Consider the following 15300-nt stretch of genomic DNA (forward strand, 5'->3'; position numbering starts at 1 on the left):
TCACTAACGACGTCGCTATGCACGTGTCTTAATGGATCACACCAAAATCAGGCAGGCGGTGCCAATCGGGCGGTTACAATGTTTCAAGTTCAAACCAAAGCTATCGGCTTCGGGGACATCGTATCGTATCGTGTCGTTTCGCTTTCCGTTCCGCGGAGATGACAATTCCGACCCTCGGCCGGGTCTCATGCTCGACGCAAGCGTCGACGAAGTCGGCAGCAGGTCAGTCATGCGATATTTCCAAAAAAAGTCGATCTCGGGTTTTGGCACGAGGCCCACCGGACCGATCTATCAGGTGTCAGAACGCAACGTTGCCCAGCCAAAAAGGAGAACTCAACGTGAACATGACCCACCGCCAAGCAGTATGTGCCAGCCGCCTTCGTCCGCTTGTCTTCGAGGCATTCAAGGATGTACACGGTGCCTTTGACTTCGTGTCGATCGCCGACGACAGCAAATGGGCCGAGGACTACGTCCGTGACGCGTTGTTCGATTCGTACGGAGACATGCGTGAAGACATTCTTGCAGAGCACGGCGTGACAGCGGAAGAAGCGTGGGGTGCGGCCCTGCATGTCGCGGACGAGCTGATCCAAATGGCCATCGCTCTGGCCGAAGAACTGGAGATCGCCGAGGCTGATGAACTCGACCCCGCCCGTTGATTGCCGGTACGCCGGATTTCGTGGTGCAGATTTCGTCGGCAAAAATCATTTTACCCGTCCATTCGTCCTGCCGGCCGGGAGTCGTCTACGACGATTTCCCTGCGGATCCGTCAGACCACAGTCGGTCCTTCCACCCCGGAAACCCTTGCAGTCCGTCAAACGTGGGAACTTTCGACACCACCGGACACGCCATTTCGATCGCTGTTGCAGCGATCATCCGGTGGAATGGATCTCGGTGGCTCCAATCCATCCCGCCTGAGAGCATGGCCATTTCAGCTGTGTAGGGGGCCACAACGCCGCCCTGGGCCCGGAGGGGCGCCGGAAGCCGGGCCAAGATGGATCCTATCTCCGGCCACTTCCCCGATCGGTGCTTCTGCGGTATCTCATGGACCCTGCGTAATAAGGTCGAGATGCTCTTCGCCCATCTCAAGCGGATCCTTGGCCTGAACCGGCTCCGATTGCGCGGACCATGCGGCGCAAATGACGAATTCCTTCTCGCCGCAACCGCTCAGAACCTCCGCACGCTGGCCAAGATCCTTCCTGCACCGCAGCAACCACGAAAAGCCTGACAGAAAAGGCGCTCCCGCCACGTTCAGTCGTCAACATTCCACACCGGCGAAGGGGTCTTTTTCCACGGATTGGGCGGATTCCGGAAGTTCGCCGCAGCCGCGAACGGTCTACGGACACACTACTGAAGCAGACTTTCAATCAAGCCGTCCCGGCCGGCGCCGACACGATCAACCCTGACGGAGGACACCGCACCGTCGCTGCGCGAACGAGGTGGGCATGCCAATAAACTCGAAGTCGACACCGGGCTGGTTCTAAAACAGGTATCGCTCAGTGCTGTTGAAAAAGTCGTTTTTAAGGTCAGTATACGTTGCTGCACACTTGAAGAACCTGCCAATTGCGGCATAAAGCCGTTGGAAGCGGTTGGCCCAGAACGGAGCCAATTCAGCGTATAGAGGATGTGTATGGGCTGGCGAAAAGACGTTACCGTCCCCGAGGATAAGTTCGATTCTGCACTCGACTATTACAAGTCAGTGCGGCAGGGAATGCGCGAAAAAGCCAATCACAACAAGATGGAAGCTCAAATCTGTTTTGTGACTATCATAGCATTTACATTGCTCGCACCTTTATTCGTTACCCTGGGTGAAGGGGTATTCTTGGCCAAAGTTCTACCATCGTTTTTATCGGTGACCGCCGGCGGACTTACAAGCTGGTTGCAGCTCAGAAAACCGCAGCGTCTGTGGGTTTTGTATAGGCGAGCGCAGCGCGAACTGGAAGAGCAGAAGGCAAACTACGACTTCAAGGATGAGGACTTCGCCGATGCGGCGGAACCGGACAAACTGCTTGCACGGAAAGTAACGCACGTCGCCCGTTGGGTGCATAACTCTTGGGAAGGTTTAATTCCTGAGCCTGATATGCTCTCCGGTGAAAATGGAAATAAAGTATTGGAAAAACGGACCGACGATGCTGCAGCCAAAGATAGCCAGATCACCACTTAGTACCAAATACGGTTCATTTGAACTCTACGACTTCGCCTGGTCCGACAACGAGCAAGATAACGTGCTCGCGTTGGTCTCCAACTTCGAAGATGGTAAGCCGTTAGTCCGTGTCCAAAGCGCTTGCTACACAGGTGAGATTTTTGAAAGCACGGATTGTGACTGTCATTGGCAGTTAGAAACCGCCCTCCATCGCATACAGGAAGAGGGAGGAATTTTCATTTACATGCTCTGCGATGGGCGCGGCGCGGGCCTGCTGACCAAGATTAGAGGCATGAACTTGACCGCGACGGAAGGCTTGGACACTGCAGAAGCATACGATAGACTTGGCTCACCCGCTGATCCTCGCGAATACGAAAGGGCTGGTTTTATCCTAAATTATTTTGGCGTGGCCTCGTGTCGACTTCTGACGAACAATCCGCGAAAAGTGTCGGGGCTGAAAAGTTGCGGAATCGATGTCCTCCGTGAGGAGCATATGAGCGAACCAACCCCGCTGAATGAGCCTTACCTTCGCTCAAAAGCTGAGAAATTGGGCCATATGATGAAGCCGTTTGGGACTGACAACTGAATCGGGCTTTTCAGTGATCGAATGTGCAACTCGGACTGTCCACTTTCGGCAGGTTTGTTTGCGCGCGCGGAGTCCCGGTATGATTGAGGAATCAGCAGGAGGCAGACCAAAGTCACCGTCATAACGGAATCCGACACCATGGTATGCTGACAGGATGTGCCGCTAATGGACAATGACTGGATGGCCCAGCTGAACATGGATCTGACAGACGAGAGCTAAATCTGCCTTTGCATGTTCAGAGAGGTATCCGAGGCGAGGCATGTCGGCCGTTGATCGGCCCTGATCAAACCCTCCACCTGACGGCGCAGGCGCATTGCATCCTCCCGGTACGCCGGGTTGAGCGGTTTCGTCCGTGTGTGGCTCGGCGGATCGCCAAGAAATTGGCTCGAAACGTCGCGCGCAGCACCGCTGGGGTGCGGAAGCCCGATGAGGAGACGCTTCCGATCGAAGCCGGAGAAGCCGGACAGGGCATAAGTCATGGCTTTTTGGGCCGCCGAGCCCAATGGCGCGATGAGGCAGTCCCCTGGCAGGCTAAGGATCTCAGGAACAAGCACATTCTTCAGCATGCCTATGAAGATCCTCTGGGCGGTGATCGACGGGGTTCCACCGGTGTAATTCTGCAGAGGCTGCAGGATCTTGTGCTTGTCCTTTTGGTCGCAGAAGACGGGCCAGCGCAGTACCGAGCTGAAGTGGACCTGTTTGGCCTGCGCACCCCAGAGGGCAAGACTCGAATTTGCGCCAAGTAGGCGCGGGATCGAGACCTCGTCAAGGAGGCGGATGAGCGTGTCTCGCATCTCCCCCGAGAAGGCTCCGGTGCCTTTGCCGTAGCGCACTGCGGCCAGGTGGTCTGAGCCGCACAGGCGTGCTTTGTGATAGGCGCGCAGGGCATTGCCCATCTGCTCCCGCCCCGGAGTCACCCCGAAGATAGCGATGCGGGCCGTATTCTCGACGGTGTCAAAAGGCGCCCAGGCCACCTGCAAATTCCTCCACCCGGCCGTTCCCTCCCAGATGCGAAGCTTGTCGGGTGAGGCGATCTCGCGTTCCAGTTCGGCGGCGCTCATTTCTGCGACCATGTCGCCTATCTCACCCATGCGAACCTTCATGCATTCTCCTTGTTACTTCATGACGTGCGCGAGGAAACTTGTCGCGCTAAATTGCTGACCTGATTTTCGGAAAACCATGGCGCCATAAATTGTAGCTAATGAAGGAAATACAAGCACTAATATGGAGGAAGATGTTGTTAGAGCTTGTTTTCCTATTTTAACTCCGGCGGCACAGCCAACTAAAAAGGTTCTGATGACCAAAAACGCAAAGAGGCCACATCATGTCTTTTGACGGAAATGGAGATCACTGCAGCTTCAGTGCGAAACCTGATCGTAGCCATGCTTCCTTGCGATTTGCTCATCGGCCCTTCGCTGTCAGTTTGGTTGAGGGCCGCATGCCGAGCATCCGCTGCATGCACATCGCGTCCTTCCTGGAGCCGTCCAGCGTACGGCAGCTCTGACGAGCTGCACTGCAGCATAAAGACAATAGGCGAAAGGCAGGTTAGGGCCGTCAGTGTCAGTTCCAGCGCAACGCGCCGATGTCAATTCAAGATCAGAAAGTACGATGTCGTTTGAAAACAAGGTTAGAGAAGTGCATGAATGGCTTCGCGTATTAAGCTTGCAGCGAATGAAACCTCCAGACACGCAAGCTCCTTGCGAAAGGACACCGGTGAAAAATGATCTGAACAAAAGAGCCAGTGAAGAACTGGAGTACCTGAAAGAGCTGGAATTCGGCGACACGTCCGAGGCCATCGTCAGGAATTTGGCGGTCGTCGGTGCAGGCATTCTGATCTACCTTTATACGGACTGGATATCAGCCTTGGTTTGGCCCGTTCACTACGTGACTGCTTGGGTCATGCACGCAGCGTTCACCTATACTCGCAACGCAACCCTGTCGGACTGGCACTTGGGCTTGGCGACCCTGCTGTTCGGCAACATGCAAGTTGCTTTTGGATGGCTCCCCGTAATGCTTTTTGTTAACGAAAGCCGCGAATTAATGTTGGTTGGTGGTGCATTGATCAGTGCTCAATTGCTGTTTTTGGTCCGGCGCAACGACCGGCTGAAGATTTATCAAAGAACGCAAATATTTGTTGTGATTGTCGGAAGTGTCTATATTTACGTATCTTTCTTTCCGCTGCTTCATACTCCTTTGGCGATCATCGGCGCGGCGCTGGCCCTGATCGGATTGAACTACTATTTCTATCAAAGCTTAGCCGTGACTCGTCGCATGCGTGACAAGTATGAAGCTGTAGCAACTCAGGCACAACAGTCCAAGAAAATGGCGGCGATCGGCCAACTTGCGGGCGGCGTGGCACATGATTTCAATAACAACCTGACGGCGATCATGGGTGGATTGGAGCTTGCAAAGCTTGAGCCGAGCAAACAGGAACGCGATCAGGTCATAGATGATGCAATGGTCGCAGCGGCTCAGGCTGCCAGAACGGTTAAGCAATTATTGATTTTCGCCCGAAAGGAGCAGGTCACCTCAACAAAAATAGAGGTGGACCAACTGTTTGCTGAAGTTGGCGCGCTGACAGTCCGTTTGATCCCCGCCTCGATCACGCTCGACGTTGTCGGTGGGCATGGCGAATTGGTCATTACTGCAAACAAGAACCGCTTGTTATCTGGTCTGGTGAATATCATCGCAAACAGCATTGATGCGATGCCCAAAGGCGGAACGCTTAGGCTTTCGTCGGCCCCGATCCATCTTGATCAACCGATGGTGATTGCAGATGGCGCGCACCTTGATGCCGGCGATTACATCCAGATCAGCGTTAAAGATACCGGCCATGGCATTCCCAAAGAGATCATCACGAAGGTCGCCGATCCGTTCTTTACGACAAAACCGGTTGGAAAAGGCACAGGTCTGGGGCTGTCGATGGCGTTAGGGATGATGACAGAACTCAATGGAGGGCTATCGATCATGTCCAGTGCAAATGGCACAGAGATAAAGTTACTATTTCCTATGAAAAGTAACACACAACGTAAAAGCAAGGGACTTTCGGCGTCGCGAGACAATTAGGATTGGCGCAGGATACTCATAATTTTCAATCCGACCACCATGATCGACCATGCAATCATGACTTAAAATTTGGCCTTAGATTTCGCAAAACCAATACTCATAAGCGCTGCATACTGTAGATTTATATGCCCCGAAAGGTTGCTACTGCAGCGAATGTCCGGTTCCGTGGGCCGCACCGCAGCGTCGTAAGGGCTCAGCGAACGGCAGGAGCGGGCCGTTCACGACCTGAGGGACGACCATGGTTCGCAAATTTTCAGTGTTTGTTTCCTGCGCACAACCGACCTCGAGCCCCTCAAGATGCTGCGCAATTGGTTTGGCCGCTTGTCTTGCAATCCGGCTTGTCTGGGAAGGGCATGTCCGCAAACCGTGTTGGTCGGCTTCGCTCTTGCCTTGTTAGGCCAAGATGCCTACACAGAGAAAAACTTTGTGTAGGTAAACATGCCCACTTCCATTCCGCTGAGCATACAGACGACCTATCGCGATTTGCTCGACCGCCATGCGCGACGGCCCATGCCCGAGATCGAAGGCTCGGTCTCGCTCGTCCGAAATGGCGGCCATGACTATTGGGTGGTGCGCCGACGCATTGGCGCACGGGTCAAAGAGACACGTGTCGGTCCCGATAACGAGGAGACGCGGATCAGGGCCGAACAACATCGAGAAGAGAACGAGGCCGTGCGGAACTGGGCACGCGAGGCTGGTATGTTCGTGGCCCAGTTGCGCGCCGCGCGCATGCCGACGCCGACGACCGGGACTGGCAAGCTCATCAATGCGCTCGCGCGGGTCGGCTTCTTCCGTGCGGGAGGTGTCCTGGCGGGGGCGCATGCCTATGGCCTCTATGCGCTGGAGCTCGGCGTCCGCGCTGAGGACGCGCTTGCACTGACCGAAGATGTAGACATCGCCGCACCACCCACCGTGCGCGTCATCTCCGAGAGCCGCCGGAGCCTCGTGTCTGACCTCGAAGGCGTTGGATTGACGCCGGTTGCAGGGCCTGGCGAGGCCCACCCCTTGAGGTGGCAGACCGAGGACGGTGTCGTCCTCGACGTGCTGACGCCGAAGCGGCGCGGCGGCGATATCGCCGTCCGGCACGACGGCCTGGGCGTCTGGGCGCAGGCGCTGAGCTACCTCGACTACAGTCTCCAGAATCCGATTGATGCGGTCGTACTCTACCGGGAAGGCGTGCCTGTCCGAATACCTGCGCCGGAGCGGTTCGCGGTGCACAAGCTGATCGTCGCCGCCATCCGCAGCGGCACACACCGCGCGAAGACCGAGAAGGACCTCTCCCAAGCGGCCTGGCTCATTGAGGCACTCGTCGAGGCGCGTCCCTTCGAGTTGGTCGAGGCAATAGAGAATGCTCGTCGACGCGGACCAAAGTGGCGCCGGGCGATCGACGCCTCGCTCACCCGGCGCGCGGACGTAGCGGAGATGATCGACGGTCTGTAGGTCATCCGTGGCACACTCGGAAATGCCAAGAGCACACCAACACTGTTTGCGGATATACTCCTACCAAGATGATCTGCCAGTTGTCAGTTTCCTCGATTGTCGGTTTCTATTTCAATTGGTGACGGATCGCTCCGCAGGTCGCCGATTTGTCGCTTCAAGAATAGCGCAGGATCGTCATCCAAAACTCCGATCCATTCCCAGCACTCAAGAATATCAAGCCGACGCTCGCACAGTTCGACTTTTGCGACGTAGGATCGATTGCGACTTAGTAGGCGCGCGAGTTGCGTTTGTGACAAGCCCTTCTCGTGGCGGAGGCCGACAAGCGCTTCGATCAGATCGCGGTATTGCTTGGTGTGCTGCGTGCCGGCCATGGGGGCTCTCGGATGTGGACATGCACCGGTAACCCATGTAAGCAATGCTCCCAAAATAGGAGCAAAAGATGCAAGACGACGGTTATGTTCTTTTGGACGGTAGGGTGTTCGAGAAAGGGTGGCTTCACGTGATGCGTTTGCGCTTGACCGGCCGTGTGCCGATCCAAGTCGCGAAGACTTGCTTGAAACTGGGTTTACTCGATTATTGCTGGGATAAAGGGCTTGAAGACCTGCGTTTGACATCGCTCGGTGCGAAGCTGACGGACCCCGGACCTGCCTCATTCACGGTGGACAATTGTGATCACGTCGCACGAAGTATGCTGGACCAGGGTTTCCAGCTGACATGGTTTTCAGTCGACGAGCGCAAGGAACTTTGCCGCGGCAATGGAACGGAGTTCGGTCAAGTGTATCATGACATGCTAACCGCCGGGCTCGCGCGAGCATCGGCTTTGCCGGGACTTAAAGACAACAGCCGTGTGTAAGGTCACTAACAGATGAAACTTGAACTACCCCGCGAAGCTGGCGCATGCTCGCGGCAAATTCACAGGCTTTCAAGCGACACGAGGTCGGCGCGCTGGTCAGGATGTGTTTTGGGACCAGGAGACGTGATCAACGGGGATGGCGGTTGGAGGCGAAAGCAGCGAAACCCGCAATGAACGGAATGTCGCATATGGCAGATGTCCCATGGTTTGGATCGAGACGCGGCCTCCTGATTGCCAAGCACGTCTGCGAGACCAAAAGTGTCCATTCGCACAGGGGGCTTGGAGCTTGACCGCAGAGATGTTCGAGCCTCGCAAACATGGCTTTCGAAAACTGCCTATTTCAGGACCAGGCCACTTGGAGTGGTTCGAACGGAACATCAATGGGTTCGACGGAGACGGGTATGACCCGCTCAGGTTGAACGTCTACCTGACGCGCGACGGGGGCTTCACGACCATATGGTTCGGTTTGTTGGACTCAGCTGCCGCTGAGCACAAGCTTGGTGTTGTCGCTGATCTCAGCGTGAACCTTTCGGAACTCTACGAAGAAATCTTCTTTAGAGGCGACATCGAAGCCCCTGCTTTCGGCGCAACGCTGCTTGAGGCGATCCGTGTGGATCAGAAACGGGCATGCATATTGAAAATGTCAGAAGAATTTGGCTTGGAATGTCATGCACTCAAATGATGTCAACACTGAAGCAGACCGCGATGACCCAGGAACTGAGGACAAACCGCCATTTCTTCAGTTGAAGCCTCTGGATGGCGTCACGTATATCGCGGTCAGCGATCAGTCTGAAAAAATGGACGATGATCTATTTGATCTGTTGATACGGTGTAACCCCGACAAAGCTCCACCGCGTTGAACCAGTGGCGCTCGCAGCATGCCCTTAGTTTTTAGTAGTGTCCGTATTTCGTGTTGGCAGAAATGTGCGGAAAAAAGTGCGCTCCGCCGGTTTGCTCCGGAGCGGCGATTTTCATGTAACTGCGGATCAGAGCGGGCGGTCGAGACAGCCAGCCCATGCCATGAATGTTGAAGATCGAACACCCCGTCCAAGCTTTGGTAGGGCATTTTCAGATATCCCCAGCTACTTAAACGACGCGCGACACAAGGTTGTATCTACTCAACTCTCGAAGAAATCGTCGGGAGTTGAATAGGTCAGTGTCCATGTCGAGACTGATGACAGGAGGCGACACAAGACCATGCAGAGCATTTGGCCAAAGAGCCCCCCGCACTACAATACGGAGCCTTGCTGCTTCGGACCACGGCATGAACCTTGCAAAAGGGGCAGATGTGCTATATAGGATAGGAATACATATCGCCATATCTGAGGTAGCAACTTATGCATTTCCTCCTACGGACTGAAGAGGACTCCACCGCCATCGTCGCCGAGGCGACGAAGGGTACCCATGGTGCGATCCACGTCATGAGCTACGAGCAGCTCGAAGCTCATGCCACTAAAAGCGGTATGTTGATGGTTTTTGTAGGGGACTTCGAGGGCCCCGAGCACCTGCCGGAGCGCCAGAAGGCGACCCGTTTCGCAGAGGCGGCCGAAGCGGCTCTCTCTCTTGAGCTGAAGGCGCTCGCCGACGGCTATCGCAGGCTGATCCGGGAGAGCCTTCCTTCCGGCCGCAACCTTGCCGTCAAGGCGGCGCTGAACCGGATTCGGGTGCAGGAGCAGTTCCTGGCTGAGCTGGATATGGCCGATCAGTCCGAGGCTTGCGAGTTGCTACGGCTGTCGAAATCGAACCCATCCGCGACGCTGCGGCGCGTGGAGGATCGTGGCGAGCTCATCCGCATCGACCGGGACGGACGGCCCTTTTATCCGCTTTTCCAGTTCGATGTAGAGAACGGACGCATTTATCCGGTGATCCGCGAGATCAACAGTCTTGTCCCGGAGGCATGGAGCAATTTCCGCCTCTGCTACTGGATGAGCCGCAAGCATGCTGATTTCGGGCGCGCGCCCGCGGAGCTGCTGGGGAAGGCAGATGCAGAGATCATTGACGCCTTCCGGCGGGCTATCGAGCCAGTGGTGCATGGCTGATGCCGGCAACGATCGCCATTGATTTGGCGGATCCGGTCCCGGATAACTTCCGAGCTCCGCTCTCAAAGGAGCTTTCGGCCGGCACGGAGCTGCACAGGATCCATCATGGCGACTACGGGTCTTGTCAGTTCAACGGGACGGATCGCGGAAATGCGCGTTTCTCCCCGATCCGCGATGCGCGGGGCGATGTCATCCCGACTATCTATGCCGGTCAGTCCTTCCGTTGTGCGATTTGCGAAATCATCCTGCGCGCGCCAGATGCAGCCCCGGATCCCGGCGCGCTGACGGTGGTATCCCCACAGGACTTCGAGGCCTATCAGCACTCGGCAATCCGGACCAAGCGGGACCTGAAACTGATCGACCTGACCGCACTGGGGCAGCGCGCGGTGGGGCTGATGGGCAATGCGCTACTCAGCGGCGGCACGCTTCACTATCCGGCGACACGCGCCTGGGCGGAAGCCATCCACACCCATGTGAGATGGGCGGAAGGGATCTTCTACACCTCTTACCAGTGCGGTCCGGAATTCGCGTTGGTGCTCTTCGGAGATCGCTGCGTGAACGCCTTGGATGAGATTGCGCCAGCACGCCCGGTGCGCGCGGCCTCGGTCAAGGACGAGATTCGCGAGATCGGGGAAATGATCGGGATCGAATACGTCGACATCTGACCATACGCGTCGCAACAAGCTTACTCTAAGCGGCTACAGTGGTGACTGATATGTGAATGTAGCGAATAAAGAAGGCGGCGCCTGCTATCTGGGAAGGCGTCGTCATCAACACTTATGGCATAGGCTGGGTCGAGACAGACGATTTTTGCGGGTGAGCCCTCGAAGGCGTAGGAGTTGAGGACCGCTCGGTTGGCGAGCGCACTGCGGTCCGTCTCTGTGAGGCGCGCCTCCTCGGCCGCCTCCGCAAACGCCGCGTGAATCGTTTCGACCTGGTGTGCGATGATCTCCACGGCCGCCGCGGCCGAGAGGCCGAACATCGGGGCTGCTTCGATCGCAAGCGCAACCCTGCTCTCGCGCGAGGTGCCATGCACCCGAATCGCCTGGTTGGCCTTCCGGCCCAGCCGCGGGCGCAGCTCGATGTCGTAGGCAGGCGTGAGCGTGAGCCCTTCGCCATCCCAGACGGCCGCGTGATTGCGGGCGTGATCGTCGGTGTTCCCGATCAGGAGGTTGGAGACCATCCGGCGGAAGAGCTCGATCTGGGTTTTGAACTGATGCGACCGAGCTGGATCGAGCTGGTAGAGGAGGGCTTCGTTCTGCGCGCGCGGTGGGATGTCAACGAAGACCGCGCAGACTTCAGGCTCGTTGAGGCGGCGTGAGGCGTGATGGATCCTGGGGGCGACAAAGCGCTTGAGGGATGGCACAAAGTCCGGCACAAGTCTTGGCACAACGGGAGTCGCCTGGGAGTCAGGCTGGATTCGCCCTTTTGTTTCAATGCCTTGCGAGGTGACCTCCGCGCCCTACCGCCGGAGCCATAACCTCAGACCCGCTTTGATTTCATTGAGAAATCTCTGATCGGAGTCCGAGGTGGTCTTCATGAACCCCTGATTGGGGCACATTTGAGGGCACTGCTTAGGGCACATCTCAGGGCACATGGGACGTCTTCTGCTCGCGCGTCGCGCTGATGAGGAACATTGGCCCATGACGGTCACCGCCCGTATCCCACATCTCGAACGACGCCGCGCCGGGTACTTTTTTCGACGCAGACTGCCCCGCGCCGAAGGGCCGGAAAATAATTCTCAGAAAAAATTTTTGCTGCTCAGCTTGCGAACGCATGTCCCCGCCGAAGCGCGGGACATTGCACGCCGACCGACGGCTTTGAGCGATGCCGCCTTCGCCGGATTGACGGAGCGGCACATGGACCATCTTCAGGCGCAGCACATCGAGATCCTGGAAACGTTGGCGCGTTGCCAGATTGCCGCGCATGAGAAAATCCGCGCATCGGCCCCGCCGCGTTCCGAAGCGGCGGCGCAAACGGTTGCCGCACTGGAACAGGCCACGCAAGCCGTCCTTCGGCGCGCCCTTGCCACAGGCAACCGAGAGGAAGCGCGCGCCCCGCTGCGTGACGTCGCCCGCCACCTTGGCGTGACGCTGGCCGAAGACACCGATGACTGGAACCGCCTCGCTTTCGAAGCTGTGCGCCTGTTGCTGGATCTGAGCGCGCAGCGCGAGCGCGCGGAACTTGGTCTCTATGATGATCCCAGCCCGATCTTTCGATCCGCCCGTGCCAAAACGGCTGCGGCACCCGCGCAGGCCGTCACTCTGCCGCAACCGAGACCGTCAGCGCCTCAGACACCCACGTCCCTCCCCATGACGACGTGCATTATTGCAGACGCATCACCCGTCGAGCCGGTCAGAACCTCCCTGCCCGTCCATGACGCCTCCTTCCCGGCAAGCGCACCGGTCGAAAAGGATCCCGTTTCCTGGTCGGCTCATACCGAAATCGAGCAAAGCAAAGCTTCAGAACCGGTGGAAGCGCTGGTTTCGATCATGAATGATGAGGCGTCCGCCGACTGCAACGCAAGCGATCTAAAGCGCCGACTGGAACAGAACCCTCCGAAGCTCAACACCCTACCCATGAAGCGGCTTTCTCCGAAACTGCAACGCATTCTCAAGGACAAGCCACGCGGCATTTCGCTGCTGGAAGCCATCGACCTCATGGAAGAACTGAAGGGGCTTGGCCTGGGCGATGAATTTGGAAAGCACCAGGTGCCTGACACGGATGCCGGGGCAAAATGGCTCAAGGATTCCAGCAGAAAACTCAACTTTGCACGCCGTTTCTGGGCGGAATTTGTCGGGGACGATGTTTTTGAAAACATCGATCAAAGCGCCATCCGGGATGCCCTTGAATTCCTCCCGAAGATCCCGGCCAAGCACAGCAAGGGCACGAGCAAATGGGCTCCAACCGTAACATTTGCTGATGTCGTCGAACGCTGCGAGATAGAAGACGAATTGGAGCGTGATCGGCTGGTTGCTGAGGTCATGCGTAATCCGGAAGCCACCGAAGCCGATCTTGAAGACGCAAAAAACTACAAGGGCGAGGCCCGACTACGCGCTGTTACCATCACCAAGCATCGTCGTATGATCTCCGCGATCGGTCGCATGTTGGTCGGCCTCGGCCTCGCGGATCAAAACCCGTTCGATATCTGCGCGGTTTCAAACAAGGAACTGGACCGCATGAAGAAGAAGGAGCCCGACCGTGCGCGTACTGTGTGGGATGACCGGTTTCACGATTTGCTGGCCACGCCCGTCTTCCAAGGAGAAACATCCGAGGTCGGCGAACCGATGTTCTGGGCGCCTTTGCTCGCACGCTTCTCGGGAATGCGGGAAGAGGAAATCCTGCAGTTGGGGCCGGATGATTTCAAGAGCGACCGTGGCATCACGTACATTGATGTCAAGGCGTGGGATGGCAACTTCGTCAAGACCGGGACTTCTCAACGCAAAGTACCCCTCCACCCGGCGCTGATCGAACTGGGCCTTCTGAAGCTTGTTGAACTCCGCAAACAGCAGCGACAATCCCGCCTGTTCCCGCATCTCAAACGCGGGAAGGCGAAAGGCAAGTTCTCGGAACTGTTCAGCAAGAATTTCAACTATTACAGGATCACCAACGATGTGTACTGGCCGGGACTGGATTTTCATGCCCTGCGCACGACGTTCAACAGCGACCTCATGAACGCAGACAAGTCGGACGCCATCCGTTGCGTGATCCTGGGGCATGAACTCAAGGACGAAGGTGCCGCGTCCTATGGACAAGGCCTCCTGCTGGAAACCATGTTCAATCGTGTCAAAGACGTTTATGTTGACTTGCCCCGGGTCGTATCGCCCTTTGCCAAAAAAGAGCCCGTTTGCGACATTGGCGCCTCCAAGCCGAACCTGCGTCTCGTGTCTTGAGGCGGCAATCGACGTACTGATGCTGATGGAAGTATATCGCGGCGGACATAGATCCTTGAGTTTAGAAGTCTGGGTGGTTTTGTCAGCGATTTGCGGAAGTTGAAGCGGTGGGCGGAAAAAGTTGAAAACGGGGGCGTTGCATCCCGTGCGGATGGAGAAATGCCGATTTCAACTTGCCTCGGAAATTACGGAAATTTCAGTGGGTTGCGATTGTAGGCGGGTGCGACCGCCTGCCTGCGGGATCACAACTTCAGTTTGCATGGCGCGGAGCGTTTCCGGTCCAGGAAGGCCGCATGTTCGCGCGCAGCCTTGATCCCCTCCGAATGATCATAGTGACGTTGACCGGTCGTGGCACTGCTATGGCCCAGCAATGGGCCAACAGCCCTGGCAGCCGCGTCCAGTTCCTCGCTTGCTTCCGTTGCCACGTTGTCGCGCAACCGATGGACAGATATGCGCACGTGGAATTCGCGCTCGAGCAGGTTGCCGGTGAGGCTTCCGACCGTCGCTTCGGTTATCGCGCGTGACCGGTCCACGAAACTCGGGAAAAGCCAATTTCCTGCATCAAGTATCGGGCGAAAAACGTGCCGGTACTCAACAAGCGCTGCGTAGAGACCGGGGTTTCGAAACGTCTGTTCGAATTGCGCGAACGGTTTCTCGATTTCCGGAAGCTTCAGCGCCTCGCCGGATAGGCACACCCGGATGACTCCCGGCTCGGGAAGATACAGGGTTTCGTCAAAGACCAAGCAAGACAATGCACGAGCCCGTTGCGGCAAAGAGATGCCGACTGCCAAAAGGAGCCCGTTCCGAAAGTCCCGGGCCGCATGCGGACCACGTAATGGATTGCTGCGCCCCCGTTCCATGAGCTCGAATCCATGATCATAGATAGCGGAGGCGCCGACGAGCTGCGCGCCGGTTTTCGTCGGTGTTCCGGACCGACGGGCGGCCTCTCGGTGCTGCGTCACGACGAATGTACACGCCTCTGACTTGAAGCCCGGTACAGCAAGTTTGTAAGCCGCCACGATCCGTTCCAGATAGCACGCGCAGCTCGTACACGACACTGGCGGCTTCTGTTCGCTCGAGATCACTTCCGCATACGTCTCAAGCCCGGTCGCCGTAGGGCGCACGTCGGCTGCCGTCTGCCCGCAGTAGCGCAGCCATCTTCCCCACGCAGCTGCCATGTTCGTCAGCCTCGTTGCGCTCAATACCTGGAGTGCCCCCACTGAAGTGGTCCACCTTTTGGGGTAGAATTATCCCGTTTTCAGGAGGACGACGAGATGGCTGGC

The 15300-nt window shown here is 57.0% G+C and carries 14 protein-coding genes and 2 pseudogenes; 12 read left to right on the forward strand and 4 right to left on the reverse strand.

Annotated features, from left to right (window positions below; genetic code table 11):
• Positions 1 to 338 precede the first annotated feature (338 nt).
• The 4 genes and pseudogenes from ACOYQJ_RS25390 to ACOYQJ_RS25405 all read left to right on the forward strand — a co-directional run bounded on the left by ACOYQJ_RS25390 (position 339) and on the right by ACOYQJ_RS25405 (position 2726).
• Positions 339 to 656: a hypothetical protein gene (locus ACOYQJ_RS25390; RefSeq protein WP_422908686.1), complete on the forward strand. Its 318-nt coding sequence runs from the start codon at positions 339 to 341 to the stop codon at positions 654 to 656.
• Positions 657 to 1051: 395 nt separating this feature from the next.
• Positions 1052 to 1225, forward strand: a pseudogene (locus ACOYQJ_RS25395) (transposase); the annotation flags it as partial.
• Positions 1226 to 1627: 402 nt separating this feature from the next.
• The gene (locus ACOYQJ_RS25400; RefSeq protein WP_422908687.1) at positions 1628 to 2161 is read left to right on the forward strand and encodes a DUF4231 domain-containing protein; all 534 of its coding nucleotides are present in this window, start codon (positions 1628 to 1630) and stop codon (positions 2159 to 2161) included.
• Entirely contained in the window at positions 2127 to 2726 is a 600-nt protein-coding gene (locus ACOYQJ_RS25405) for a GTP cyclohydrolase II (protein WP_422908688.1), read from the forward strand. Before ACOYQJ_RS25400 ends, ACOYQJ_RS25405 begins: the two co-directional genes overlap by 35 nt.
• 215 nt (positions 2727 to 2941) lie before the next feature.
• On the opposite strand, the gene ACOYQJ_RS25410 is transcribed toward ACOYQJ_RS25405, so the two are convergent.
• Positions 2942 to 3829 (reverse strand): hypothetical protein, encoded by an 888-nt coding sequence (locus ACOYQJ_RS25410; RefSeq protein WP_422908689.1) that lies wholly within the window; start codon positions 3827 to 3829, stop codon positions 2942 to 2944.
• 505 nt (positions 3830 to 4334) lie between these two features.
• Between ACOYQJ_RS25410 and ACOYQJ_RS25415 the strand changes: the two genes are divergently transcribed.
• Both ACOYQJ_RS25415 and ACOYQJ_RS25420 read left to right on the forward strand, forming a co-directional pair.
• Complete coding sequence (locus tag ACOYQJ_RS25415) at positions 4335 to 5792, forward strand: sensor histidine kinase (RefSeq protein ID WP_422908690.1); 1458 nt, start codon at positions 4335 to 4337, stop codon at positions 5790 to 5792.
• A 438-nt stretch (positions 5793 to 6230) separates the two neighbouring features.
• A complete protein-coding gene (locus ACOYQJ_RS25420) occupies positions 6231 to 7232 on the forward strand; it encodes a GSU2403 family nucleotidyltransferase fold protein (RefSeq protein WP_422908691.1) in 1002 nt (333 codons plus the stop codon).
• Positions 7233 to 7315: 83 nt separating this feature from the next.
• Here ACOYQJ_RS25420 and ACOYQJ_RS25425 read toward each other — a convergent pair whose 3' ends face one another.
• The gene (locus ACOYQJ_RS25425) at positions 7316 to 7603 is read right to left on the reverse strand and encodes a helix-turn-helix domain-containing protein (protein ID WP_422908692.1); all 288 of its coding nucleotides are present in this window, start codon (positions 7601 to 7603) and stop codon (positions 7316 to 7318) included.
• 68 nt (positions 7604 to 7671) lie between these two features.
• Between ACOYQJ_RS25425 and ACOYQJ_RS25430 the strand changes: the two genes are divergently transcribed.
• The 4 genes from ACOYQJ_RS25430 (at position 7672) to ACOYQJ_RS25445 (ending at position 10789) form a co-directional block, all read left to right on the forward strand.
• Positions 7672 to 8085: a hypothetical protein gene (locus tag ACOYQJ_RS25430; protein ID WP_422908693.1), complete on the forward strand. Its 414-nt coding sequence runs from the start codon at positions 7672 to 7674 to the stop codon at positions 8083 to 8085.
• Positions 8086 to 8371: 286 nt separating this feature from the next.
• Positions 8372 to 8767, forward strand: a complete 396-nt coding sequence (locus ACOYQJ_RS25435) for a hypothetical protein (protein ID WP_422908694.1) — start codon at positions 8372 to 8374, stop codon at positions 8765 to 8767.
• Positions 8768 to 9422: 655 nt separating this feature from the next.
• On the forward strand, positions 9423 to 10124 hold the full coding sequence (locus ACOYQJ_RS25440; RefSeq protein ID WP_422908695.1) for a hypothetical protein: 702 nt from the start codon (positions 9423 to 9425) through the stop codon (positions 10122 to 10124).
• A complete protein-coding gene (locus ACOYQJ_RS25445; protein ID WP_422908696.1) occupies positions 10124 to 10789 on the forward strand; it encodes an RES family NAD+ phosphorylase in 666 nt (221 codons plus the stop codon). The genes ACOYQJ_RS25440 and ACOYQJ_RS25445 overlap by 1 nt, the downstream gene beginning before the upstream one ends.
• Positions 10790 to 10809: 20 nt before the next feature.
• Here ACOYQJ_RS25445 and ACOYQJ_RS25450 read toward each other — a convergent pair whose 3' ends face one another.
• Positions 10810 to 11514, reverse strand: a complete 705-nt coding sequence (locus tag ACOYQJ_RS25450; RefSeq protein WP_422908697.1) for a HipA domain-containing protein — start codon at positions 11512 to 11514, stop codon at positions 10810 to 10812.
• Positions 11515 to 11767: 253 nt separating this feature from the next.
• On the opposite strand from ACOYQJ_RS25450, the pseudogene ACOYQJ_RS26275 reads away from it, so the two are divergent.
• Positions 11768 to 11911 (forward strand): annotated as a pseudogene (locus tag ACOYQJ_RS26275) (hypothetical protein); the annotation flags it as partial.
• A gap of 72 nt (positions 11912 to 11983) precedes the next feature.
• Entirely contained in the window at positions 11984 to 14017 is a 2034-nt protein-coding gene (locus ACOYQJ_RS25460) for a site-specific integrase (protein ID WP_422908699.1), read from the forward strand.
• Between the two features lie 242 nt (positions 14018 to 14259).
• Here the strand turns inward: ACOYQJ_RS25460 and ACOYQJ_RS25465 are convergent, their stop codons facing one another.
• The gene (locus tag ACOYQJ_RS25465) at positions 14260 to 15195 is read right to left on the reverse strand and encodes a site-specific integrase (protein ID WP_422908700.1); all 936 of its coding nucleotides are present in this window, start codon (positions 15193 to 15195) and stop codon (positions 14260 to 14262) included.
• Positions 15196 to 15300 lie beyond the last annotated feature (105 nt).

This window comes from Pacificoceanicola algae (assembly GCF_049341065.1).
In the GTDB taxonomy this organism is placed as follows: domain Bacteria; phylum Pseudomonadota; class Alphaproteobacteria; order Rhodobacterales; family Rhodobacteraceae; genus Pacificoceanicola.